The 24,692-nt window shown below is 45.1% G+C and carries 11 protein-coding genes; all 11 read left to right on the forward strand.

Annotation, left to right across the window (positions count from 1 at the left end):
• Positions 1-232 precede the first annotated feature (232 nt).
• The 11 genes from L0660_RS03490 (at position 233) to L0660_RS03540 (ending at position 24,645) form a co-directional block, all read left to right on the forward strand.
• Entirely contained in the window at positions 233-2,668 is a 2,436-nt protein-coding gene (locus L0660_RS03490; protein WP_235158198.1) for an outer membrane beta-barrel family protein, read from the forward strand.
• Between the two features lie 171 nt (positions 2,669-2,839).
• Positions 2,840-5,242, forward strand: coding sequence for an ABC transporter permease (locus L0660_RS03495; protein WP_235158199.1), 2,403 nt, complete (start codon positions 2,840-2,842; stop codon positions 5,240-5,242).
• A gap of 28 nt (positions 5,243-5,270) precedes the next feature.
• Positions 5,271-7,682: an ABC transporter permease gene (locus L0660_RS03500; RefSeq protein WP_235158200.1), complete on the forward strand. Its 2,412-nt coding sequence runs from the start codon at positions 5,271-5,273 to the stop codon at positions 7,680-7,682.
• 12 nt (positions 7,683-7,694) lie between these two features.
• The gene (locus L0660_RS03505; protein WP_235158201.1) at positions 7,695-10,070 is read left to right on the forward strand and encodes an ABC transporter permease; all 2,376 of its coding nucleotides are present in this window, start codon (positions 7,695-7,697) and stop codon (positions 10,068-10,070) included.
• A 27-nt stretch (positions 10,071-10,097) separates the two neighbouring features.
• Entirely contained in the window at positions 10,098-12,530 is a 2,433-nt protein-coding gene (locus tag L0660_RS03510; RefSeq protein ID WP_235158202.1) for an ABC transporter permease, read from the forward strand.
• 116 nt (positions 12,531-12,646) lie between these two features.
• The gene (locus L0660_RS03515; RefSeq protein WP_235158203.1) at positions 12,647-13,057 is read left to right on the forward strand and encodes a hypothetical protein; all 411 of its coding nucleotides are present in this window, start codon (positions 12,647-12,649) and stop codon (positions 13,055-13,057) included.
• A 184-nt stretch (positions 13,058-13,241) separates the two neighbouring features.
• Positions 13,242-15,623, forward strand: coding sequence for an ABC transporter permease (locus tag L0660_RS03520; RefSeq protein ID WP_235158204.1), 2,382 nt, complete (start codon positions 13,242-13,244; stop codon positions 15,621-15,623).
• A gap of 43 nt (positions 15,624-15,666) precedes the next feature.
• Positions 15,667-18,045: an FtsX-like permease family protein gene (locus tag L0660_RS03525; RefSeq protein WP_235158205.1), complete on the forward strand. Its 2,379-nt coding sequence runs from the start codon at positions 15,667-15,669 to the stop codon at positions 18,043-18,045.
• 33 nt (positions 18,046-18,078) lie between these two features.
• On the forward strand, positions 18,079-20,493 hold the full coding sequence (locus tag L0660_RS03530; protein WP_235158206.1) for an ABC transporter permease: 2,415 nt from the start codon (positions 18,079-18,081) through the stop codon (positions 20,491-20,493).
• Between the two features lie 100 nt (positions 20,494-20,593).
• A complete protein-coding gene (locus L0660_RS03535) occupies positions 20,594-22,096 on the forward strand; it encodes a capsule assembly Wzi family protein (protein WP_235158207.1) in 1,503 nt (500 codons plus the stop codon).
• Positions 22,097-22,245: 149 nt separating this feature from the next.
• Positions 22,246-24,645 (forward strand): ABC transporter permease, encoded by a 2,400-nt coding sequence (locus tag L0660_RS03540; RefSeq protein WP_235158208.1) that lies wholly within the window; start codon positions 22,246-22,248, stop codon positions 24,643-24,645.
• The last annotated feature ends 47 nt before the right edge of the window (positions 24,646-24,692 follow it).

The following is a 24,692-nucleotide window of genomic DNA, read 5'->3' on the forward strand; positions in this document are numbered from 1 at the left end:
ATCCCAATTCAGTAGCTAGACGACAACTTTATACGACTAAAAATTAATTTAGCATAGTACCTTGCATCGCAAAGTACCTTTGTATACATTTGTTGTGTCGCCTGGTGTGCATTAAGTCAAGCGCGCCAAGGGCAAATTTCAAAATCATTTAGTGCCGGCAATTTTAAAAGAGTGAAAGCTCTTACCGGAATTTCTATGCCTTTTTTTATCTGTTAGCCATAATCAATTAGCCATGAAAACTTTATTCTCAACTATTCTTGCAGCCCTCATCTACGGGCTCGTGTGCACTGGTTCCGCTGCTCTTGGTCAGTCCTTGCCACCTGGCGGTAAAATTTCCGGTGCGGTATCCGACTCGGCAAGCGGAAAGCCGCTTGATTTTGTAACCGTTAATCTGATGCAAGGAAATGCCGCGGTGAAAGCTGATTTTACAAAAACCGATGGGTCCTTCGCTTTTGAGAAACTGAAACCAGGAAAATATTCAGTAGTCCTTGTGGGCGTAGGTTATCACTCAAAAACCCTGACCGCTGATCTTTCCGACAGCTTAAAAAATACAATTGACTTAGGATTGATAGCAATTAGCCCTGCTACTGTTGGCTTGAAAGAAGTAACGGTTACGGCTTTTAAACCCATTGTAAAACAGGAGATTGACCGCATTACTTACGATTTGCAGGCCGATCCCGAAAGCAAAGTTTACAGTGTGCTCGAAATGATGCGTAAGGTCCCTTTCCTGTCAGTGGATGGCGATGAGAACATTTACCTGAAAGGCAATGCGGACTTCAAAATTCTGATCAACGGGAAACCGTCCAGTATGGTCGAACGCAGCTATAAAGAAGTGTTGCGAAGCATGCCAGCCTCTTCCATCGAACGCATTGAAGTGATCACAACACCGCCAGCAAAATACGATGCGGAAGGATTGGCAGGGATTATCAACATTATCACAAACAAAAAACTGGATAATGGTTACAATGGTACATTGAATGTAAGCGAACGTTTCCGCGTTGGCGGGCCTGGTTTTGGCGGGACATTTTCTGCAAAGCTGGGCAAATTTGGGATGACAGCCCTGGCCGGCGGCAGCATCTACGACACGCCGCTGACACGTACACAGGTGGGGCGGACCGCATTGGGAACGGAACCATCAGACTTGTTTCAGGAGAATTTTACACGGTCAGGAAATAAGAACGGGTATGTCGGATATGAGATTAGTTATGAGGCAGATAGTCTCAATTTATTAAGTGCCCAGGTGAATTTCAATGGGAGTAAATCTGATGGGTCGGGCAATCAGACTTCGGTAATCAACGTGAATGAGGAAGTGGTGGAGGGTTATCGTGTGAGAAATTTCAATGACGGTCGTGGAAAGGGAATGGACGCAGCACTGAATTATCAAAAAGGCTTTAAAGCAGATAAAAATAGGCTTTTGACATTGTCTTATCGCTACTATGGTTTTGATAATGACCAAAACAGCAACCTGCTGATCTCCGAAAGGATTAATTATGACACACCCGATTACCGTCAGATCAACGATCAGAGCTTCTCAGAGCAGACATTTCAGGTGGATTATGTGTATCCTATTAAAAAACTGAACATTGAAGCTGGCCTGAAAGGCATTATGCGGGATAACAAGAGTGATTTTCAATATAGCACCTACGACGCTGAGCGTAAGACATTTGTGGTAAATACCGCCATGAGTAATATGTTCAATAACACGCAGAATGTTTTTGGGGCTTATAACACGTATCAATACAGTTTCAAAAACTGGGGCGTTAAGGCAGGCGCAAGGATTGAGCAAACCGTCATCAATGCCGACTTTGTTTCTACCGATTCGAAAGTGAAGCAAAATTATTTCAATGTGATTCCTTCGGTTTCGATCAACAGGAAATTTAAGGATAATGTCGGTGTGAATTTTGGCTATACCCAACGCATTCAGCGTCCCGGTATTTATCAGCTCAATCCATTTGTCGACCGCACCAATCCGAGTTTCGAAAGAACAGGAAATCCGGATCTCCGGCCTGCGTTCGTGCATGATCTGCAATTGGGTTATAGCAAATCCAAAAAAGGATCTATCAATTTTGGTGTGGGTTTTACACAATTTAAAGACCTGATTTTTGCGGTTGCCGTGTACAATCCGGAGACCGAAATCACCCGCACATCGTACGGAAATACAGGCCGGGCCAGGCTCATTAATGGAAATTTAAATATGAACTATCCGATCACCAAAAAATGGAATTTCAGCGCGAACCTGCGCATTGCACACGGAAAAGTGACGGGCGTCGTGAACGGCGCGACCATTACTAACAGCGGAGTAATGTATCAGCTGTCAGCTTCAACGGGTTATAAGTTAGAAAAAGACTGGCGTATCAATGCAAATCTGGTAAGTATGGGGCCAAGCGTGAATTTGCAAGGCACGTCCAATTCTATGATCAGCCCCTCGTTCAGTGTGAATAAGGACATTATAAAGGATAAACTCTCGTTTTCCGCCGCCGCAAACAACCCATTTACAAAATTCAGAAAATACCATACGGAAACATCCGGGCCGAATTTTACATCCTTTAATGACCGGAGAGATTACTTCCGCTACTTCAATGTAAGCCTTAATTATAAGTTTGGCCGGTTGAAAGAAGCCATCAAGAAAAACAAGCGCAGCATCAGAAACGACGATGTTCAGAATTGATGTGGCTGACTGAGACAGACTTCCGAGATATAAGCCAGAAGTCTGTCTCGGCGCACAGGCGAACAACCATGTCCGTTATCGGACAATTGCTTTCGCTTTAAATTTTTGACAATCAGCACTTTATGTGGATGGCATACATTTATTGACGTGCAGGTCAAACGCCCAATAGCCATGTTTCAAAACTATCTTAAAATCGCACTCCGGAACTTACTGAAACACAAGACATTCAGTTTTATCAATATATCTGGAGTTGCCATTGGACTTGCTTGTTTTTTGCTTTTATCTCTTTATGTTAAAGACGAGCTGAGCTACGACCGTTTCCATGCAAATGCCGAACGCATTTATCGCCTGAACCGGACATTCCTTTCCAAAGATGGCACCGAATCGCTTCGTTTGGGACATGCAGCACCGCCATTTGCTCCTTTGGTGAAGCAGGATTTTCCTGAGGTTGAGCAGGTTGTGCGGTTGCTTGAAATGGGCGGGTTGATTGAGTACGGTGAGAATATTTACAATGAAAATGACGTTTTCGCAGCCGAGGCCAACATTTTTAAGCTTTTCTCTTTCAAGGTAATCCAGGGTAACCCCGACAAAGCGCTTGAAAATCCTTTCTCCATCATGTTTTCCAAAAAGATGGCGGAGAAATATTTTGGCAAAGAAAACCCGATCGGAAAGACTGTTAAGCTGGAACACCAGTTTAACTGCACTGTAACGGGTGTTTTTGAGTCTTTGCCATCTCAATCTCACTTTCATCCCGAAGCATTGATTTCCTTTTCTACACTGAATGACGACCGGGTTTATGGAGCTGAGGGTTTAAGGTCAAACTGGGGGAATAATTCGTTCTCGACATTTTTGCTTTTACCTAAAAATTACGATCCCCAAAAGCTGGTAAAAGCATTTCCGGCATTCCAGAACCGCCATATTGATCCCAAAGCGTCCACTTACTCGGTTCTTAACCTGACAAAACTTACAGACATACATTTGCGCTCGCACCTTGATTCAGAAATTGAATCCAATGGTGATATCCAATATGTTTACCTGTTTTCAGCCATCGCGATTTTCATCCTGGTCATTGCCTGCATTAACTATATGAACCTTGCCACCGCGCGTTCCGCTACGCGGGCCAAGGAAGTGGGCATGCGGAAGGTGATTGGTGCGGTAAGGCACCAGCTGGTGCGGCAGTTTTTGAGTGAATCAATTTTGCTGGTCGTTGTGTCGTTGTTTTTTGCCATTGTGCTGGTCGTCATGTGTCTCCCGTTTTTGAATGACTTTACACAAAAACAACTTTCTTTCGATGCATTATTGGATCCTGTATTCCTGAGCATTGTGCTGGCTATCACCTTATTCACGGGCGTGATAGCAGGAAGTTATCCGGCATTCTTCATGACTTCATTTCAGCCGCTAAGTGTTTTCAAAGGCCGCATTGCATCTGCATTGAAAAATGGAAAACTGCGTCAGGGCCTTGTGGTGACACAATTTGCGATTGCCGTTGTGCTGATCATTTGTACGGCGGTGGTTTATAATCAGATGAAATATGTAAAAAATTACAAACTGGGCTATTCCAAAGATCAAATGGTGCTATTGCGTGCCGGAAGTGATTCGGTTATTAACTATGAGAGCATTAAGCAGCAGTTAAAGGCAAACAGCAACATTGTGGAGGTGGGACGATCATCACGCATTCCTTCGGGCCGTTTGCTGGATTCCTGGGAGGCCTATGTTATGAAAGGCGATTCCATGGCACCGGCAGATATTGGCGTGAAATCATTGTCTGTGGATGAAGATTTTATTCCGGCATATGAAATAGAAATGGCAGCCGGACGGAATTTTTCGAAAGCTTTTTCGACAGATAAGACCAACGGTTTTATTTTGAATGAGACTGCCGTAAAGCAGTTAGGCTGGAAAAATCCTGCCGACGCTGTTGGTGCCCGCTTTGGTTACGGCGAGATCCGCGGCCAGATCGTGGGCGTTACCAAGGATTATCATTTCGAATCACTTCACCAAAAAGTGGCTCCTATTGCCATGTTTGCACAAACAGACCGGTTGGGCTGGATGTCGGTGCATATTTCTGGTGGTAATATCAAAGAAGCTTTGGCTCACATTGAGTCCGTTTGGCAGAAACAGTTTCCTGACCGGCCATTTGAATATGAGTTTCTGGATCAAAAATTCGGCGTTTTGTACGCAACAGAACAAACCCAGCAGCTGCTTTTTGGTATATTTTCGGGCATAGCGATCTTCATTTCCTGCATGGGCTTACTGGGTTTGTCGATCTTCATGGCGGAAATCCGGACGAAGGAGATTGGTGTGCGAAAAGTGCTTGGCGCGTCAGTCACCAGTCTTGTGATTTTGCTATCCAACGATTTTCTGAAATTGGTGTTGGTTGCCATTGTAATTGCTTCACCCATAGCTTGGTATGCCATGAATTCCTGGTTGCAGGACTTTGCTTATCATACAAATATTCATTGGGGCGTATTTGCATTTGCCGCTGTTATTTCTGTCGCGATTGCCCTGTTTACCATCAGTTTTCAAAGCATAAAGGCCGCGTTGATGAACCCGGTCAAGTCATTAAAAAGTGAGTAAAATTTAAACCTGATCATATACATAACACATGCTTAAGAATTATTTCAAAATTGCCGTTCGAAATCTCTGGAAATACAAAACCAACTCTCTTGTCAGCATCATAGGGCTTTCACTGGGGATTGGTTGTTTCCTTTTGCTGGCCACCTATGTCCTGCACGAAGTCCGTTATGACCGCTTTCAGGTCAATAGTGCTGATATAGTAAGGGTGAATTTGTTTTATCAATCCGGTGACAGCGAGCCGGTGAATGTTGCAGTCACACCCACGGCGGTGGCGCCTGTTTTTGCGCGCGAGTTCGGTGAGATCAAAGAAGCGGTCCGGCTTTATCCTTACAGCGGTGGGGGAGCAGTGGCTGTCAAATATGATGATAAGCTCTTTAATGAGAAGAAAGTCCTTTTTGCGGACGCCTCCTATTTCAAAATTTTTCCTTCCGAATTTACCGAAGGCGATCAGGCTACGGCGCTGGCGCAGCCTAATTCGGTGGTTATAGATCAAACCACTGCCAGGAAATATTTTGGTGATGAGAGCGCGATCGGCAAGTCGGTGTTGATGAACGAAAATCTGACCATGCAGGTAACCGGCGTTATTGCCGACATTCCGTCTTATTCACATATAAAATGGAATTGGTTAGGCAGTTACAGCACATTGCCCCGCTCCAAAACGGAAACATTTGATGCTGCCAATGAGTACACTTATTTGCAGCTGCAACGACAGGCGAACGTGGGAGCATTGCAGGCCAAGGTGGATCAGTATGTTGCCAAAAACCTGAATAATCCGCAGGACCCTTCTACAAAGCTAAGGTTTGAACTGGAAGCATTTAACCGCATTCACCTTTATTCCAACGTCTCTGCGGGCTTGGAGGCCTCGGGCAATTACAAATACGTTTATATCCTTTCCGGCGTCGGCTTGCTGATCCTGGTTATTGCCTGCATTAATTTTATCAATCTCGTTACAGCCAGGTCTGTCGTTCGCGCCCGGGAAGTAGGTGTTCGGAAAGTGATGGGGGCAGACAGAATGCAGGTTTTTCGTCAATATTTATTTGAATGCGGCCTCATTACGATCCTTGCGATTGTGATAGGGTTGCTTATTTCCTTTCTGGGTTTTCCAATTCTCAGCAATCTCACAGAAAGCGCATTGGGGTTGGGCATCTGGCCGGCTTATTCCGTCATCCTGCTGATGATCGGCTTGGCTGTTGTTGTGACTTTGTTGTCGGGGCTTTATCCGGCCGCGGTGCTTTCCGGCTTTGAGCCTATTAAGGTGCTGAAAGGGAAAATCCTTGCAACCAATAGTGGCTCCGGCTTGCGCAGCTCGCTCGTTGTTTTCCAGTTCACCGTTTCGGTCCTTTTCATCATCGGGACGATCATTGCCAATCAGCAACTTCAGTTCATTCAGAACAGAAATCTGGGTTTGAATCCTTCGCAAATCATTGTTGTGAACATGGGCACCGGCATTTCCACCGGGAAATTGACGACGATAAAAAACGAATTGCTCAATAATCCCATTGTTGAGTCGGTTACCGCCTCTTATGATTCACCGCTGAATGTGCAGGGTGGCTATACCATCACTGCCAGCGATAAACCGCAGAATTTCCAGTTGAACATTACTGCCATTCCGGTAGAAAAGGATTTTGTGCCAACACTCGGAATGCAGCTCGTTGCCGGTCAGAATTTCAACGACACCGATATTTTACAGGCAACAGCGGATTCGGCGGCGTTAAGGAAATTTGCATTTATACTCAATGAGTCCGCAGTAAAAGCGCTGGGCTGGACTGCAGAAACGGCCATTGGCAAATTAGTCAGCATGAATGGCAGGGAGGGAGCAGTGAAAGCGGTTGCCAAAGACTTTCATTTCAGATCATTACACGAAAAAATAGGTCCCATCGCCATCATTCCGGAATACAATTATTTTGGAAAAATAATGGTGAAAATTGCGGGTAACGAATCAACGCAGGCCGTAGAACTGCTCAGGAAAAGCTGGAAAGAAAACTTCCCGATGCGCCCATTTGAATATCACTTCCTGGACCAGGAATTTGATGATATGTATAAGGCAGAAAACCGTATTTCTTCAATTCTTGCATTATTTTCTGGCATTACCATTTTCATAGCATGTCTGGGATTGTTCGCATTAATTGCTTTTATCTCAGAGCAAAGAACCAAGGAAATCGGTGTCAGAAAAGTGCTGGGCGCTTCGGTTGCAAGCATTGTCCTGTTGCTTTCGAAAGATTTTGTGAAACTAATGCTGATAGCCATCGCAATAGCGGTTCCGGCTGCTTGGTATGGTATGAATAAATGGCTCTCTGACTTCGCTTACCAAATCAAAATCAGTCCTTTCACATTTGTATATGTTGGGCTTGCAACCATAGCAATCGCCTTGCTCACAACTAGTTTCCAAAGCATCAAGGCCGCTTTGATGAACCCGGTAAAATCGTTGAAGAGTGACTAAATATAAAAGCCAATGCTTCAAAACTATCTCAAAATTGCCCTGAGGAATCTTGCCAGAAACAAGACTTACTCTTTTATCAACATTTTTGGACTGGCGGGCGGAATGGCCGTTTCCGTGCTGATCCTTATGTTTGTAATGCATGAATTTAGTTTTGATAAATTTCATACAAATCACGACCGAATTTACCGGATCCTGGCGCGGGTGAAAATGGGCGACACGGACCTGCAGTTCAATTCGTTTTCGACAAAACTCGGTCCGTTTTTAAAGGAGTATAATCCACAAGTAAAGGATTATGCACGCGTTAAAACCATTGTGGATAAGGTGGTTATTAAAAATCCAGAAAATCCGTCACAAGTCTTTTTTGAGCATAATGTAATGTTCGCTGATCCCTCATTTCTGCGGGTTTTTACATTCAAACTAAAAGAAGGAAATCCAAAAGCGGTGCTGGAAAATCCCTTCGACGTGGTCATCTCGGAGCGTGCTGCTGAAAAGTATTTCGGAGCAACAGACCCGATCGGCAAAGCACTGATTTACGAAGGAAAACATCCGTTGCGTATCACCGCCGTTGCCGAAAATCCGCCTTCCAACTCCACTTTTAATTTTGATTTCATACTCTCGTCGCTGACATTTCCTGCGCTGAATGATCATAATAAAAACGCCTGGGACAATGCGGGTGCATTCAACACTTATCTGCTCCTGGATTCTGAGCAGTCGGTGGCGGCGGTGGAGAAAAATATCAAACGGGAAGGCATGCGCACAGGTGCATTTGACAATGAGGCCACTTACGTGCTGGAAAGCTTCACTACAACGCATCTGGGAAACAATTTCAATGAATCCGGCAATTCGAAACTGATCTCCATTTTTGCAGGCGTCGCTTTGCTGATCCTGTCACTGGCGCTTTTCAACTACATGAGCCTTACCACCGCCCGAGCCACTTTGCGCGCAAAAGAAGTAGGCGTTCGCAAGGTGATAGGCGCGGGTAGGAGTGGCCTCGTTCGTCAATTTTATGCCGAATCGGTCCTGGTTTGCGTGCTTGCATTTTTGCTTGCCTTCATCTTTGTGTATCTGTTGCAACAGCCTTTTTACGACCTGCTTAACCTCCAAATAGATGCCTCATTTCTTGTCTCTCCTTCATTTTTAGGCTTTTTGGTGATCCTGTTATTATTTTCAGCATTGATGGCCGGAAGTTATCCTGCGTTGATTTTATCCGGGTTTGCACCTTTGGATGTCTTGAAAGGAAGATTTGGAGGAAACCATAATGGCGCTACCTTACGCAAGTTTTTTATGGTCTTTCAATTCACGGTTTCCATAGCGCTGATCATTTGCAGTTTGGTTGTAAAAAACCAGCTGACATTTATGCAAAACAAAAAGCTGGGTTTATATAAAGATCAGATCCTGAGCATTCCGCTTTCGGCAACGGTTGCAAAAAGTTACTTTCCGCTGCGGGATGAAATAAAACAACAAGTTGGTGTCCAGAATGTTACCGTAACCAATGCCGGTCTTTTCAAGGGCTATAATATGTGGTTTGTCAAAAACTTCACCACAAAAATAGATGTCGGGCTGGCGAACATGGTCACTGATAATCAATTTGTAAAAACGCTTGGCCTGAAATGGAAAACGGAACCGGCGGCCGGGGTGATGAAAAACCGCAAACACGTATTACTGAACGAAACTGCTATCAAGGAGCTCGGTATCAAGGGGAATCCGATCGGCCAGATGCTTGGCGAAACGGATGAAATCGCTGGCATTGTGCAGGATTTTCATTTCACTTCCTTGCAGAACAGCATTAAAGCCATGGAATTGATCGTCGTGAGCGACACCACGAACATTCTCAATTTTCCGGGGTCGAACGGTGTGCTCTATGCCCGCCTGGATCCGGCTGCGAACATTCAGGATAAAGTAGCATTGATAGGGAAGATTTTTAAAAAATACGACCACGAAAAGCCATTCGAATATTATTTCCTGGATGAAGCTTTCAATGAGACATTTAAAACGGAGATCCGGATGTCGACAATGTTCTCTGTCTTTACAGGATTGGCGATTTTTATTGCCTGTATGGGCCTGTTTGGTCTGGTAACCTTTACGGCTGAAACCCGTACCAAGGAAATCGGCATTCGTAAGGTGCTCGGTGCCTCCGTTTCGGCAATAGTCGCATTGCTGTCCAAAGATTTTGTAAAACTGGTTGTGATTGCAATTGTTCTGGCCGTGCCGGTTGCCTATTACTTCATGGATAAATGGTTGCAGGATTTTACTTATAAAATTCAGATGCCTGTCTGGATATTCGCAGCAGCAGGCAGCCTTGCCATTGTCATTGCATTGATTACCATTAGTTTCCAAAGTATCCGGGCCGCATTGATGAACCCGGTCGAATCTTTAAAAAATGAGTGAGCAGGCCTTGGCCAAAAACCGGAACTTATGCTTAAAAATCATCTCAAAGTTGCATTGCGGACCATTCTGCGTTATCGCAACTACACCATTCTCAATGTCTTGGGCTTGTCTGTGGGTGTGGCCGCCTGTTTGTTGCTTTACGTCGTATATTCCTATGAGTCGGGATTTGACAAATTTCACAGCAAATACGACCGCATTTACCGGATTGTAAAGCAAACGGATTACGTCACCGGACAAACCGATTATACACCCGGAAGTCCGTTGCCATTTTACGCAGCATTAAAAGTGGACGTGCCGCAATTTGAAAAGCTGGTGCCGGTCTATGGCACGCTTGAACCGCAGGTCACGGTGCTAGGCAAGGATGCTAATAATCAAACTTCCGAAAAAAAATATTACGAGGATGATGACGGTTTACTTACTGTTCCAGAGTTCTTTGATGTCTTTGACTTTCCATTCTTAGCAGGCTCGAAATCGGTTTTGAAAGACCCGAATGTGATCGTGCTTTCTCAGCGGCGTGCCGAAAAATACTTTGGCAACTGGCAAGAGGCCATAGGACAATTCGTTAAGATTAATAACAAGACAGTGATGAAAGTAGGCGGGATCCTGGCCAATCCGCCGATTAACACGGATTTCCCCATTGACATGGTGGTTTCCTATGAATCCAAAAGACAGCAGCCACAGCTATTTGGCTTCGGGGGCTTCGAAAGTTGGGGCGGTACAAGCAGCAATGATCAGCTTTTTGTGCTTCTGCCTGAGAATGTCGCACCGGCCAGCATTGACAAGCTTTTGGTAAAATTTGTTTCTAAACATTACAATAGCAAGAAGGATAATTTCAAGATAAAGCACTTCCTCAGCCCGCTCGCAGACCAGCATTATGACGACCGTTTTGTCAATTATTCCGACCATATCATGGGTAAGGACGTGCTCTGGACGCTTGTAGTGATTGGAATTCTTATTATTTCAATGGCTTGTATTAATTTCATCAACCTGGCTACTGTCCAATCTGTCCGTCGTTCAAAAGAGGTTGGTGTGCGGAAGGTGCTTGGAAGCGGTCGCTCAGAACTGATACGGCAGTTTTTAAGCGAAACTGTCCTCATAGTTGGTTTTGCGGTCGTACTTGGAGTATTTATTGCCATGCTTAGCATGCCTTTACTTGGTAAAATATCACGTGTTCCTGCGGACCTTCCCGTCGTAAAAAATCCGCAGCTTTGGCTTTTTATTGGCGCTCTCACTATTATCGTAAGCTTTGTCGCGGGATTCTATCCGGCGGTGGTGATGTCGGGTTTCCGGCCGATAGAAGCGATTAAGAGTAAGATCGCAAACCGGTCGCTGGGTGGTGTTTCCTTACAAAAAGCGCTTATTATCATTCAATTTGGCATTTCTCAGATTCTGGTCGTAGGCACCATTGTGACCATTGCGCAGATGAAATACATCGGCAACCTCGATCTTGGATTTGTCAAAGAAGGAGTCTATTCCGTGAATCTGGACGAAGCATATCAAACCCGTTTTGAAACATTAAGAAATGAACTCCTGCAAAGTCCTGACATCTCTTCCGTCAGCTTCTCATCCGATGTTCCTTCTTCTGATGATAACTGGTCCGGCAATTTTGCTTTTGACAATAAGGGAAAAGACGAGGATTTTCAGGTTTTCAACAAATTTGCCGACCATCATTATTTCCAGGCTTACGGGATGGAATTCGCGGCTGGCGGGCCCTATCAGGCAGGCGATTCCATCGGTTCCTGCGTTGTGAATGAAACATTTCTGCATAAGGTCGGGATTAAAGATCCGCAAGAGGCCATTGGAAAAAATATCCGTATGGGTGGCGGAGAATGGCAGCCTATCGTTGGTGTCGTAAAGGATTTTAAGGCTAATTCAGCAAGGGATGCCGCCAAGCCGATCATGATCATGCCTGTGCCAAAATTTTACTGGCTCGCGGGAATCAAGATCCAGACCAAAAACGTGTCAAGGGCAGTTGGTGAGATCGAAAAGATATATGCGCGCGTGTTTCCGGAGGTGACTTTACAAGGGAAATTTTTTGATCAGAGCATTGAGGAGTTTTACAATCAGGACCGGCAATTGAGCTTACTCTATCAGATTTTCGCGGGGCTTTCCATCTTCATCGCATGCCTTGGATTATTTGGGCTAGCCACATTTATGGCCCAGCAGCGCATGAAGGAAATCGGCGTTCGAAAGGTGCTTGGTGCATCTGTATCCAGCATTGTCGCATTGCTTTCCAGAGACTTCCTGTTGCTGGTATTTATCGCCATTGTGCTTGCGTCGCCCGTTGCCTGGTATTTTATGAATAAATGGCTGCAAGACTTTGAATATAAGATTACTATAAGCTGGTGGATGTTTGCCATCAGCGCTGTAACGGCCATTTTCATCGCATTCACGACGGTAAGTTTTCAGAGCATTAAGGCTGCATTGATGAACCCTGTTAAGTCGTTAAAGAGTGACTAAACGTATATTGCAGACCGATTAATAATTCTGTGGGACTTAGTATTGAAGTTTTGGCCAATATTTAGTAATATTTGTTGTATTATGGTCATATTTAATTATCTCAAACAACTATTTATATGCGCCGTACGCTCTATTATTCCCTGATTTTTGCATTAATGCTTTTCACGCAAGCTTGTGTGGATCACGAGCTCCCTGGAAATCCGCCTCAGTTGGAAACGCTGAAATGGACTTCGGGTAACGGTTGGAAGTGTAGTTACACTTTTAATCTGGACATTAAGGATGTGGGCACGAAGACAGTGAAAGAGTATGGAATCGTTTACACTACAACAGGAGTTGGTAATCCCCGCGTAGGTAATCCTGTTGTTGAGAGTGATATGAAAGAAGTTTTTCCGATGCCATTTCTTCCCGGGCCTAAGCATAAGTTATCCGGAGAAGTTTGTGGAGGTAATGTTTATTACCGTGCTTATGCTATTTTAGAAGACAACTCGGTGGTCTATGGAAATGAAATAGCATTCAACTATAACTAAGATTTTTCCTGTGTTCAGGTTAAAAATTAGCTGTCCGATTTCGGACAGCTAATTTTTTTGTTTTAAAGGATAATCATTTATTAGTCAGTTAGTTGTATTCGATGTAAAATTTGGCACATATGTTTTGATTGTGCTCAGAGCGCTCAGCGGGCGCTTCCTCTATAATTTTTTTCGACCCATAACCATGCTCAGAAACTACCTTAAAATTGCCTTTCGGAATTTGTGGAAGCACAAAGTGTTCTCTTTTATCAATATCATGGGACTTACGGTCGGGATGTCGGCCTGTTTCCTGATATTTCTTTACGTGAATTTCGAACTGAGTTATGACGCGTTCAATACCAAGTCTGATCGCATTTACAGGCTGGTAACTGATATCAAAACGCCTTCGGAGACTATTAATGCGGGTATTACATCGTGGGCGTTTGCGCCGAACATTAAAAGTGATTTCCCCGAAGTGGAAGCTTTTACGCGGGTGAGCAGCGGCAGCTTTTTAGTAAGAAAAGGGGATATTAAATTCCAGGAAGAAAAAACGCTTTTCGCCGATTCAACCCTGTTCCAGGTTTTTGATTTTAAACTAATCAAAGGAGATCCTAAAACTGCTCTAAAGGAACAATTAAGCATTGTTTTTACAGAAAAAGCGGCCAAAAAATATTTCGGAGACGCAGACCCCATTGGCCAGACATTGTTGCTTTCGGGCGAGGGTCTGCCAGCTAAGGTAACGGGCGTAATGAAGGATATTCCCGAAAATTCGCAGATCAAAGGCGACATGATCCTCTCGATGACAACCATGACGCAGCGCTTCAATAAAGGACTGGACGATCAATGGGGCAACTTTGGTGCAACAACCTATTTGTTACTCACGCCCGGTGCGACAAAAACGGCGCTTGAAAGCAAGTTTCCTGCATTCCTTGAACGGCGCGCTGGGAAAACAATGAAAGAGTCGCAAATGTATTATAAGCTTTTCCTGGAGCCGCTGCGCGATGTTTACCTCAAATCGACCAGGGACGCCGAAGAGTCGGGCAGCATGAATAATGTTTACGTATTCTCGGTTGTGGCCATCTTTATTTTGCTGATTGCCTGCATTAATTTTGTGAATCTTACTACGGCGCGTTCGGTGGAGCGGGCGAAGGAAGTGGGGATTCGCAAAGTCGTAGGTGCTCCTAAGATGCTCGTAGCGAGGCAGTTTATCAGCGAGTCCATTCTTTTGTGCTTGATCGCATTTGTCTTCGCCGTCGTGCTCTCCACTGCATTGATCCCACTTTTCAATAACCTTTCCGGTAAAATTATCAGCACCGGAATTCTTGATAACCTGCCTTTTGTGGCTGGAATGTTCGTTGCTGCGGTGATTATCGGGATCGTAGCAGGGATATATCCGGCTTTGGTTTTGTCTTCATTCGAGCCCGTAGTTGTACTGAAAGGTCGTTTTACGACAAGTGTGAAGGGGATTTTGTTAAGAAAATCGTTGGTAACCATTCAATTTGCAATATCGATCGCATTGATCATTGCGACCATTGTGGTTTACATCCAGATGGATTTCATGCGAAACCGCGATCTTGGGTTTAGTAAAGACCAGATGATGATCGTAAACTCCCAGGGCGATCCCAAAAAAGATGCATTCAAGCAATCGCTGGCAGATCTTACCGGCGTAAAGTCCACAGCGACATCTTCCAGCGTGCCGGGCAGCGGTAATCCGGGCGCATACTCAGAAATTGAGAACAAAAGCGGGGATTTACAGATCGCAAACCTGGACCTGTATTTCGTTGACTTTGATTATATCGCGCAATTTGGCCTGAAAATGGCTGCCGGACGTCCGTTTTCAAGGGATTTTGGAACCGATACGACGCAGGCAATGGTGATGAACGAAGCCGCCGTAAAGTTGTTTGGTTACAGCTCGCCGGAAGAAGCCATTGGTCGCAGGTTTAAGCAATGGGGCCGTGAGGGCAAGATTGTGGGGGTTGTCAAAGATTTTCACTTCCGGTCTTTGCAGGAAACGATTAAGCCATTGACCATGCGCATCGAGCCACGCGGCAGCGAGCTGGTTTCCATCAAAATCGATGGAGGCAACATTAAGGAAACCGTTGCAGCTGTGGAGCAAAAATGGAAGACGGTCATGCCAAACCGTCCGTTTAGTTACTATTTTATGGACGAGTTCTTCGACCGGCAGTACAGGAGTGAAGAGCGTTTTGAAAAGCTTTTCTTCAATTTTGCCATCCTCGCCATCTTTATTTCATGCCTTGGATTGCTTGGCTTGGCCTCTTACAGCACCATGCAGCGCACAAAGGAAATCGGCGTGCGGAAAGTAATGGGAGCCTCAACCGGCAGCATTGTAGGGTTATTATCCAAAGACTTTTTGAAATTGGTGCTCATTGCATTTGTGATCGCTTCGCCAATAGCATATTACGGAATGTACCGCTGGTTGGAAAACTTTGCTTATAAGACCGACATTTACTGGTGGATCTTTGCAGTTGCAGCCTTTTTATCAGCGGCCATCGCATTCGCCACTGTGAGTTTCCAGAGTATCAGGGCGGCGCTGATGAATCCGGTGAAAAGTCTTCGGAGTGAATGATTATTCAATGAGTGAATGAGTGAATGAGTGAATTTAATTTATTATGCTTCGGAATTATTTTAGCATTGCCTGGCGGAATTTGGTGAAGAATAAGGTTTACTCGGCTATCAATATGACCGGTCTGGGGATTGGTATGGCTGGGGCGATCATTATTTTTCAGCTGGTTTCCTATCATTTAGGTGTTGATAAGCATCATCGGCAGGCGGATAAGATCTTCCGTATGGTGGTTGATCTGCATTTGGAGGATGGTTCCGTGGAGCATGAGAAGGGCTCGGCTTTTCCTTTGCATACAGCGCTCAGGAAGGAGTTTGCAAATGTTTCGCATGCCGCTTACCTGGCTCAGCGTGAATTAACGCTCAGCATGGAGGAGGCCAACAATTCAAGGAAGTTTTTTGAAAAATCATCCGCGGCTTTCACGGATTCTGAATTCTTTAAAATATTTGATTATCAGTTTATTGCCGGTAATGCAACAGTTTTGAACCTCCCGGGACAGGCTGTCCTGACAGAGCGTTACGCAAGAAAATACTTTGGGAAATCAAATCCGATGGGCCGCCTGATCCGGATCAATAATGCTGAAAATGTTACAGTTGCCGGCGTTATCAAGGATTTTCCAGAGCAAACTGATTTTAAAAAAGACATCTTCGTTTCACTTCCTACATTAAAGAAGCTGATTCCCGAATATGGCTATGAAGACTGGGGCTGGATCGATAGCAACCGGGAAACGTATGTGAGCCTGCGTTCCGAAGAGGATAAGGAAGCTTTGGAACGACAGCTGATCGCATTCGCGAAAAAGATTCACGGTGCGGACAGCAATGTGTTCCATTATCACTTGCAGCCACTTTCGGACGTCCATTTCAACATGCATTATGGTGGTAAAATCAAATACTACACCATTATAATGCTTGCAACAGTTGGTTTGCTGCTGATACTCATTGCTTGTTTCAACTTCATTAACATTACAACCGCCCAATCTTTAAAAAGAAGCAAGGAAGTAGGGATCCGGAAGGTGCTTGGCGTTTCGCAATGGCAAGTGTTCTGGCTTTTTATTCATGAAGCCGCTTTGTTTACGGGCATATCATTCATTCTGGCCATTCTGCTTTCCAAGTTGCTGATGCCAATGATCAGTAACTGGCTGGAAATCAATTTAGATATCAATGTGTTTGCCGATTTTCAGCTGCTCGCATTCAGCTTTGTGCTATTAATTTTTGTCGTGTGCGCAGCGGGCATTTATCCCGCATTTGTTATCTCAAATTTTAATCCGGTCCGGGCGATCAAGGGTCTGGCGGTTGCTAACGACCGGGGTTCGTTTTCCGTGAGAAAGTCGCTTGTCGTAGTGCAATTCAGCATTTCCTTTGTTTTGATCGCCGTTTCAATGGTGATCATTCTGCAATCCAGATATTTGAAAAATAAAGATTTGGGCTTAAACAAAGAGCTGATACTGCATGTAGGACTGCCCGACACAGGAACTACTAAAATTGCAGCCCTAAGCAACGAAATTCCCAGGATCAAGGAAGTCGCCAGCATCTCATTTTTTAGAAATCCGCCTTCATCGCAGGCAGGCAATGGCGGCAGCATTAAATTTGAAAACCGAGATTGGGAAAAGTTTGTGGCCCGGTCCAGAAGCGCGGATAACCATTATGTGGCAACTTACGGATTGAAGCTTATTGCAGGTCGCAACCCGATCCAATCGGATACGCTTCATGAATTGCTGATTAATAATAAGTTAGTGAAAGCATTGGGGCTGAAATCGCCTGATGAAGCGTTGAACAAGCGTCTGGTGGTGGGTGACATGGACAATAAAACGGGCGTGATCGTTGGTGTTTTATCCGATTTCAACAACGCAGATCTATATTCCAACATTGACCCAACCGTCATTTACGCATCTAAAAAACATTACCGCAGCGCCGGGATCAAGCTGCAAAATTTAAGTGCTTCGACGATTTCGGACATTATGAAAGTCTGGCAGAAACACTTTCCGGAATATGTGTTCCAATATAGTTTTTACGACGAAGAGATAGCAGGATTTTACAAAAGAGAAGAGTTAGCCTCCAATCTTACCTCCATGTTTGCGCTTTTATCCGTATTTCTGTCCTGCCTCGGACTTTTCGGGCTGGCGCTGTTCTCCATTGAACAACGCACCAAAGAAATTGGGATTCGCAAAGTATTGGGCGCATCCATTGCCAGCATAACCACCTTGTTATCCATGGATTTTTTGCGCCTGGTGGGCATAGCGATCATTATAGCGAGCCCGGTGTCCTATTATTTTATGAACAAATGGTTGCAGGATTTCGCATTCAGGATCGACATTGAATGGTGGATCTTTGCTGTGTCCGCACTAATGGCCGTCGCCATCGCTTGCCTTACTGTCGGCTATCAGTCCATCAAAGCCGCGCTTGCGAATCCAGTGCAAACATTGAGATAATAAATGAAATGATTATCACTAAACAGGCCTTTCATGCTACGAAACTATCTGAAAATCGCACTGAGGAATCTGCTGAAAAATAAAGGTTACTCAGCAATCAACATAGGCGGATTGGCTATCGGGATGGCGGTTGCCATGCTCGCCGGGCTGTGGATCTATGATGAATTATCATTTAATAAAAACCACAAGAATTATGATCGCATTGGTATGGTTGTCGTAGATCAGACTTTTGCAGGTGAATTGCAAAAGTCCAAATCGGTGCCCTACCCATTGGTAGCAGAATTAAAGAGCAATTATAGTGAGAGTTTTAGGTTCATTGTGCCATCCACGCATACCAGTGAGCATATTCTCACCGTGGGTGAAACGAAGCTGAGCAAAAAAGGCCAGTTCATTGCTGCGGCAGGTCCCGAAATGTTGTCCCTAGATATGCTCAGCGGCTCCCGGGCTGGCTTGCAGGACCGGCAGTCGGTCATATTATCGGCGTCGGCGGCGAAAGCGCTTTTTGGAGCAAAAGATCCGGTGAACAAGGTGGTTATGGTTGATGCTGACTTGCTTTTAAAAGTCTCGGGCATTTATGCAGATTTTCCTGCTAATTCACAGTTTCACGATGTTCAGTTTTTGGGAAGCTGGGATTATTTTATTGCTAGAAACAGCTATATGAGTGAAAAGCAGTGGGATAACCATGCTTTGACGATGTATGTGCAAATCAAGCCAGGGACAGATTTTGCAAAGGCTTCGGCGGCGATCAGGTATTCGGAATTAAATGTCATCCGGCACATGGATAACATGAAGAACGAGGTGGCCACCAACCCGCAGATGTGGATACTCCCTATGAGCGACTGGCATTTGTATTCCACTTTTAAGAATGGCGAAGTAAACTTGGGGCCGGTACAATTTGTATGGCTGGTGGGCGTAATCGGCTTTTTCGTTCTTTTTCTAGCATGTATAAATTTTATGAATCTGAGCACGGCCCGCTCGGAAAAGCGAGCAAAAGAAGTAGGCGTTCGCAAGGCGATCGGTTCACTGCGTTTGCAATTGATCGGCCAGTTTTTTACGGAGTCGTTTTTGGTTGTAATGCTTGCATTTGGGATAGCGCTGCTCTTGTTGCATTTGTCGTTGTCCTGGTTTAACGATCTGTCTGCCAAGGCAATGGCTCTGCCATTTAGCAGCTCCTATTTTTGGTTGATGAGCGTTGCATTTATCCTCATAACAGGCATTTTGGCAGGAAGTTATCCCGCATTCTACCTCGCTTCTTTCCAGCCTATGAAAGTGTTAAAGGGAAGCACTATACACGTTGGCCGATTTGCCTCCATACCCCGTAAAGTGCTTGTTGTTATTCAGTTCACTGTTTCAATAGCGCTTGTGATCTGCACCATCATCATTTATAGCCAGATAAGGTTTGCCAGGAACCGTCCGGTAGGGTACGCACGTGACGGATTGCTGATGATTGAGATGAAGTCAGATGATTTTTATGCAAAATCCACACTTATCAGCGCCGAGTTGAAACAGACGGGTGTTGTGAAGGAAGTGGCGCTGTCGCAAAGCCCGGTTACCGATGTCTGGTCAGCAAACGGAGGTTTCAGCTGGGAGGGTATGGCAATGGAAAACCCGCCTGGATTCAGTACGTTGACTGTATCACACGAGTACGCAGATGTTGTGAACTGGAAATTTGTTGCAGGCCGTAATTTTTCCAATATGGCTTCGGATTCTGCCGGTTTCATTATCAACGAGACAGCTGCCAGGTTACTTGGTTTTAGACAGCCTGTCGGGAAGACTGTAAGCTGGCAGAGCCAATGGATGACCGGTAATGTCAAAAAGAATTTCAGGATTTTAGGAGTTGTGGAGGACATGGTAATGGAATCGCCGTTCCAGAAAGTGGCGCCTAGCGTCTTTTTCTTGTTTGGATCTCCAAATTGGGTCAATATCAGGCTGAACGATCAAGCCAGCGCCAGCACTGCCTTACCGAAAATCGAAGCGGTTTTCAGGAAGCTGACCCCGACGGTACCATTTGAATACAAATTTGCAGACCAGGAATACGATGCCAAATTCCGGTCAGAAGAGCGTATGGGCAAGCTGGCGGGTTTCTTTGCATCGCTTGCAATATTTATCTCCTGCCTCGGGCTTTTTGGGCTGGCATCTTTCGTGGCCGAACAGCGGACAAAAGAAATCGGGATCCGCAAAGTTTTGGGTGCTTCCGTCAGTAACCTCTGGCAAATGTTGTCACAGGATTTTGTACGGCTTGTGATTATTTCGGTTCTAATTGCTACGCCGGTTGCCCGGTATGCGATGCAGGAATGGTTGATGAAATATGCTTATCGCACTGAAATTTCGGGGTGGATATTTGCCGGAACAGGCGCAGGAGCATTGGTGATCACGCTATTAACTGTTAGTTACCAGGCTATTCGCGCAGCATTGCTTGATCCGGTGCAAACATTGAAAAGTGAGTAGGGTCGGGAACGCCGTTTAATAACATTGAAATAATTTTTGGGTAGAAAGGTTTAGTGCAAACGTCTTTATCTTGCAAGGTAATCCTTCATATAATTGCGTTATGCTCAGGTTTAAGGCTATTTTTTACATTGCAATCTGCCTTTTTACATTTCAATGTCTGCGGGTGAACGCGCAAAACGGAAATGCTTTGCCCTTAGGTTTGAAAGCAGGGCTTGAAGCCGGTGCATACATTTCCTCGCCCGAAACGACTCCATTTTGGCTGCGCACCAACCAATTCGGCATTGTGCCCAACACCGGCCCTGCGGGACAAATCCAGGGTACGATTCGAAAAGACTATGTATTTTTTGACAGCCTTTCCAACCGTCCGCAAAAAACAGATTGGGGATTTGCTGTAAATCCTGTCCTCAACTACAATGAACAGGATCAGTTTAAGGTTCTGTTGCCGGAAGCGCATGTGAAGGCGAGGTTCAAAATGCTGGAAATTTATGCGGGAAGAAGGCGTGAGGTGATGGGACTGGGCGATACGACATTATCATCCGGGTTTTATGCAGGCTCGGGTAATGCCCTTCCTATTCCAAAGGTTCAGATCGGAACCATCACGTTCGTTCCCTTGAAATTTACACGCAATTTTATCGCTGTCCACGCCGGCTTCTCGCATGGCTGGTTTGATACGGATTATATAAAGGGCGTGAGGCTCCATCAGAAGTTTATGTATCTGCGACTGGGAAAGCCTACATCAAAAAGTAAATTTTATTTCGGTTTAAACCACAATGTTCTTTGGGCCGGGCATTCCGAGGAGCTCAAAAAACATCCTGAACTGGCAGTGAACGGCGAATTGCCATCGTCCTGGAAGTTCTATCCCAATGTGGTGCTTGCTTACACTTCCAAAAACTGGTTTACCAAAAACGGTTACGGTTCTTTTGACAGTTACCGTTTAGGTAATCATTTGGGAAGCTATGATTTTGCGTTTGAAACTAAGGTTGGCGACAAGCAGCTGTTTGTGTATCATCAGCATCCGTTCGAAGATGTATCGAGTATGCTTTTTAAGAATGTGCCGGATGGTTTGTACGGTATTAATATGAAAATGAATGCATTACAAAATAGTGCAGGTTTTGCTCTGTCACGCGTAACATTCGAGTTCCTTTCCACAAAAGACCAGTCGGGATCTACATTTTATATTCCCGGAAGCACTTACCAGGGTGCTGATAATTATTTCAACCATTCTCAATATTCCAAAGGCTGGTCTTATTTCGACCGGACCGTGGGCACGCCGTTTATTGTGCCTGGTAAGGATATGGACCAGTCAAGGAAGACGAGTTCACGCTATTTTCCCAGCAACCGTGTGAATGTTTGGTATGCAGGCGTGCAGGGAGGCTGGGGGAATATGCTTGCGCTTACATTGAAGGTCTCGTACAGCCAGAATTTCGGGATGCCGGGCGAAAATTTCAAGCCGGTTCGCGGGCAATTATCCACCTATTTAGCTGGTGAATACGCATTTCCACATTTGAAAAAAACCAGTCTGACAGCAAAATTCGGACTTGATAACGGCAGTTTGTTTGTCGATTCTGCGGGCGGTTATTTTGGCATTAAAAGAACCTGGTAAGAGGCCATTTGAGGGGCTGTTCAAAGGCGAACAAAGTTGTCCGAAATCGGACAAATTTGTTCGCCTTTTTGTATGTAAGGATTTGATAACCAACTGGTTAATTTTTGGCATAAGTTTGTTGCTGACATAATCTTATCCCTATCTCTGCTATGCTTAAAAACTACCTGAAAATTGCTTTTCGCAATATCTGGAAAAACAAGGTTTTTTCCGGGATCAACATTGTCGGCCTCGCCATTGGGATGGCTGCTTGCATGCTCATTATGGTTTTTGTTTTTTACGAGTTTAGTTTTGATAAAATCCACTCCAAAAACATTTACCGGCTCGATGAAGTCCAGAAGTTCAAAGGCATGGTGGCACCTCAGAAAGTGGCGCTTTCAATGTTCCCGATGGGCCCCACACTCAAAAATGAATATCCCGAGATAAAGGATTTTGTCCGCATCAGTAAGTTCGATAATGTTCCATTGCTGTATCAGGAAAAGAAGACAGAGCTTCCCAAAGCACTGTGGGTAGATGCTAATTTTCTGGAAATGTTTGATTTTAAACTGCTTGAAGGGCAGAAGCAAAGCGTGCTGAAAGAACCCAATACAGTGGTTCTCTCCGAGAAAAGCGCTGCCAGCTTGTTTGGAAAACAAAACCCGATCGGGAAGTCGGTAATCCATTATGGCGGGGATACATTGACCTTCAAAGTAACCGGCATCATGGAAAATGTTCCGGCTACTTCGCACCTGCAATTCGATGCCTTATTTTCATTCAGCACCATCACGCGTCCGGATTACATGAACAATTGGGGTGGTAACTGGCTGGTAACCTATCTGGAACTGGCTCCCGGTGCAGATATAGCAGCATTAGAAAAGAAATTCCCTGCTTACCTGGGCAGGCACATGAGCAAAGAAGGCGCCAGCGATTATGAGCTTTTCTTGCAGCCGCTTTCCGATGTCCACGCCAAATCTACAGATATCACCCATGATTATATCAATTATCAGAAATTCGACCGTAGTTACACGTATATATTTTCTGTAATAGGCATCATTGTGCTCGTGATAGCGTGCGTCAACTTTATGAACTTGTCCACGGCCCGCTCTACAGGCCGAGCAAAGGAGGTCGGGATCAGAAAATCCATTGGCGCGCAGCGGTTTCAGCTTGCCGGCCAATTTATCGGAGAATCGATTTTGCTGACATTTATGGCTTTGGTGCTGGCAGTTGCGATGGTGAAGTTGCTGATTCCGGTCGTAAGTAATTTTAGTCAGCGCGATCTTGACTTCGCGTTTTTTACCAATCCTTCATTGCTGGGCGGCATCCTGCTCGGAACCATTGTGATTGGCATATTTTCCGGCTTGTATCCAGCTGTATTCTTGTCTTCGTTTCAGCCTATCGCGGTTTTGAAAGGCACATTAAGGACCGGGAAGGCGAATTTCAGGAATCTGCTCGTTATCGCACAGTTTTCGAGTGCCATCTTTCTCATCATTGCCACTGGCTTCGCCGTGAAGCAATTGCGTTACATGCAGCAAAAAGACCCGGGGTTTGACAGGGAGCAAGTTGTGATCATTCCGCTCGATTCCAAGTCGGGGCCCAAATATCAGGCTCTCAAACAGGAGTTGCTCGCCAGCTCATTTGTGTCGGGTGTAACCGGTTCGCAGCAACGCCTGGGCAATAATTTACATCAGACCGGCGTAACTTTTCATGGCGACGGGCCGGAAAAACAGATCGCATCTTCGCAAGTGGTCGTTGACCCGGATTATTTGTCTTTATATAAAATCAAGATCATTGCCGGCCGGAATTTCCGGGATGATGAAGGCGATAATGCAAAGGCTTACATTGTTAACGAGTCCCTGGCCAAAGAACTTTTAAAAGACCAGCCTAAACTGACGCTTCAAACACTGGTAGGAAAGCATTTCGGCTTCTCGGGCATGGATTCCGCGGGTGTGATCGTTGGCGTAGCGAAGGATTTTAATTTCAATTCACTGCACCATAAGATAGAAACGCTTTGTCTTTTTAACCAAAAGAATTGGGGTTATGGAGAGATGTCGGTGCGTATAAAAGGCAATGATGCCAAGCGTGCTATTGCGGGCATTCAAGGGATTTGGAGCAACATTGTGCCGCAGCAGGAATTTAAGTATTCTTTCCTCGACGACCATTTCGCAACATTATATAAGGCTGATAGCCAGGTTAGTGAAATTGTCGGCATCCTTGCTGCACTGGCGGTTTTCGTTTCCTGCCTGGGCTTGTTCGGGCTTGCTTCCTACTCGGCTGAACGCCGGTTTAAAGAGATCGGCGTACGAAAAGTGATGGGCGCTTCGGTGGCCGGCATCGTCGCACTGCTATCTAAGGATTTTCTAAAACTCGTTATTGCTTCCATTCTGATCGCTTCGCCCATCGCCTGGTGGGCCGTAAGCACCTGGTTAAAAGACTTCGCTTATCGGATTGACATTGAATGGTGGATTTTCGCGCTGGCTGGCGCGCTTTCAGTGGTGGTAGCGCTGTTAACGATCAGTTTCCAGAGCATTAAGGCGGCATTAACAAACCCTGTGAAGTCTTTACGAAGTGAGTAACCCATAATTTCATTGCTAAACGACTCAGCTATGTTGCATTTCTAACC

Source organism: Dyadobacter sp. CY351 (genome assembly GCF_021502625.1).
GTDB lineage: Bacteria > Bacteroidota > Bacteroidia > Cytophagales > Spirosomataceae > Dyadobacter > Dyadobacter chenhuakuii.

Coding starts and splice junctions, on each gene's coding strand:
- L0660_RS03510 (WP_235158202.1), top strand. CDS start 10,098: ATGCTTAAAAATCATCTCAAAGTTGCATTGCGGACCATTCTGCGTTAT.
- L0660_RS03500 (WP_235158200.1), top strand. CDS start 5,271: ATGCTTAAGAATTATTTCAAAATTGCCGTTCGAAATCTCTGGAAATAC.
- L0660_RS03520 (WP_235158204.1), top strand. CDS start 13,242: ATGCTCAGAAACTACCTTAAAATTGCCTTTCGGAATTTGTGGAAGCAC.
- L0660_RS03535 (WP_235158207.1), top strand. CDS start 20,594: ATGCTCAGGTTTAAGGCTATTTTTTACATTGCAATCTGCCTTTTTACA.
- L0660_RS03525 (WP_235158205.1), top strand. CDS start 15,667: ATGCTTCGGAATTATTTTAGCATTGCCTGGCGGAATTTGGTGAAGAAT.
- L0660_RS03495 (WP_235158199.1), top strand. CDS start 2,840: ATGTTTCAAAACTATCTTAAAATCGCACTCCGGAACTTACTGAAACAC.
- L0660_RS03530 (WP_235158206.1), top strand. CDS start 18,079: ATGCTACGAAACTATCTGAAAATCGCACTGAGGAATCTGCTGAAAAAT.
- L0660_RS03490 (WP_235158198.1), top strand. CDS start 233: ATGAAAACTTTATTCTCAACTATTCTTGCAGCCCTCATCTACGGGCTC.
- L0660_RS03505 (WP_235158201.1), top strand. CDS start 7,695: ATGCTTCAAAACTATCTCAAAATTGCCCTGAGGAATCTTGCCAGAAAC.
- L0660_RS03540 (WP_235158208.1), top strand. CDS start 22,246: ATGCTTAAAAACTACCTGAAAATTGCTTTTCGCAATATCTGGAAAAAC.
- L0660_RS03515 (WP_235158203.1), top strand. CDS start 12,647: ATGCGCCGTACGCTCTATTATTCCCTGATTTTTGCATTAATGCTTTTC.